Source organism: Sulfitobacter sp. HI0040 (assembly GCF_001634885.1).
Taxonomy (GTDB): domain Bacteria; phylum Pseudomonadota; class Alphaproteobacteria; order Rhodobacterales; family Rhodobacteraceae; genus Sulfitobacter.
This window is the reverse complement of the sequence record NZ_LWEX01000059.1, coordinates 1-1,490: the sequence shown is the minus strand read 5'-3', so window position 1 is coordinate 1,490 and position 1,490 is coordinate 1. Positions and strand designations below refer to the sequence as shown.

The 1,490-nt window shown below is 54.7% G+C and carries 1 protein-coding gene and 2 pseudogenes; 1 reads left to right on the top strand and 2 read right to left on the bottom strand.

Translation table 11 applies throughout. The annotated features are described in order from the left end of the window. The coding region (gene gmd / locus A3728_RS05370) for a GDP-mannose 4,6-dehydratase (protein WP_067920944.1) at positions 1 to 714 on the bottom strand (714 nt) is incomplete at its 3' end. Between the two features lie 103 nt (positions 715 to 817). Here gmd and A3728_RS22205 point away from each other — a divergent pair. After that, positions 818 to 1,142 (top strand): annotated as a pseudogene (locus tag A3728_RS22205) (IS110 family transposase); the annotation flags it as partial. Positions 1,143 to 1,232: 90 nt separating this feature from the next. On the opposite strand, the pseudogene A3728_RS23650 reads toward A3728_RS22205, so the two are convergent. Further along, positions 1,233 to 1,346, bottom strand: a pseudogene (locus A3728_RS23650) (IS481 family transposase); the annotation flags it as partial. Between the last annotated feature and the right edge of the window lie 144 nt (positions 1,347 to 1,490).

Here is a 1,490-nt window from a genome sequence, read left to right as displayed (position 1 = left end):
CCACTGCATCCGCACGTAGTCTTTTGCATGGCCCCAATCGCGCAGCGCGTCGATATTGCCCATGTGGAGGCAGGGCTCCAACCCCTGCGCGATATTGGCCAGACCGCGGGTGATCTTGCGGGTCACGAAAGTCTCTCCGCGACGGGGGCTTTCGTGGTTAAAGAGGATGCCGTTACAGGCATACATGCCATAGGCCTCGCGGTAGTTCACGGTGATCCAATAGGCATACATCTTGGCCACCGCATAGGGGCTGCGCGGGTGGAAAGGTGTTGACTCGGTCTGGGGAATTTCCTGCACGAGGCCGTAGAGTTCAGAGGTTGATGCCTGGTAGAAGCGGGTCTTCTTTTCGAGCCCCAGAAAACGGATCGCTTCGAGTAAGCGCAGCGTGCCAATCGCATCGACATCAGCGGTGTACTCAGGCGACTCGAAACTCACTGCCACATGGGATTGCGCGCCCAAATTATACACCTCATCGGGCTCCACCTCCCGCAGGATGCGTGTAAGGTTCGAAGTGTCCGTCAGATCCCCGTAGTGCATTTTGAACCTTTGGTGCGTGGCATGTGGATCCTGATAGATGTGATCCACCCGAGCCGTGTTGAACAAAGACGCACGACGTTTGATTCCGTGAACATCGTAGCCCTTCTCAAGCAAAAACTCGGCGAGGTAGGAGCCATCCTGCCCCGTAATCCCAGTAATTAGTGCGCGTTTCGTCATTGTGGGTTTCCTTTTTTCGAAAAAATGGCTCTAATCACGTGCCCCCCCAGACGGCATCGATGTGCCAAGGTAGTTTTGCGATCATCTACAGAGGAGGAGGGTCATGTCGGAGATTATCGCGTTCGGGCTCGACCTGACGAAAAACGTATTCCAAGTTCGCGGGGCAGATGGCGCGGGCAGTGCAGTGCAGGGCAAAAAGCCGAAACGGGATCAAGTCCTTGATTTTTTCGGGCGACTGTCTTCCTGTATCGTTGTCACGGAAACCGGTAGCAGCGCGCATTTCTGGAGTCGAGATCGGCAAGTTGGGCCATGACGTGCGGCTCATTCCGTCGGGATACGTCAAGCCCTTCGTGAAACGGCAGAAAAACGATGCAGCCGATGCCGAGGCGACCTTCGAGGCCGCGATGCGTCCGACATTGAGGTTTGTAAACATGTTGCAAAAATCGTACTAACTGTAGTGGATCCGGTGTGATCTGGCAGTTGGCCGTTTTTCCGGCGGCGTCTGTCAGGTCAAGTCGGTTTAGGAACTTTTCCTTCCAAGTCTTTTTACCCTGGATCATGGTCTGGTACGGGGTTCTGCCGCAACACATTTTGCCCTAATGCGTGCTCTCGTGGTTATAGTGGTGCGGCCACCCGCGCCTAGTACAAGCGCACATTTAGTCATGTAGCTTAATCCTTTGAAACCTAGATTGTCCCGCTAATGCGACTGACACTGCACCTTTGCAGAGCCGGAACACGCATAGCGATTTGGCCCGCAAAAGCCAATTGGGAAGAGC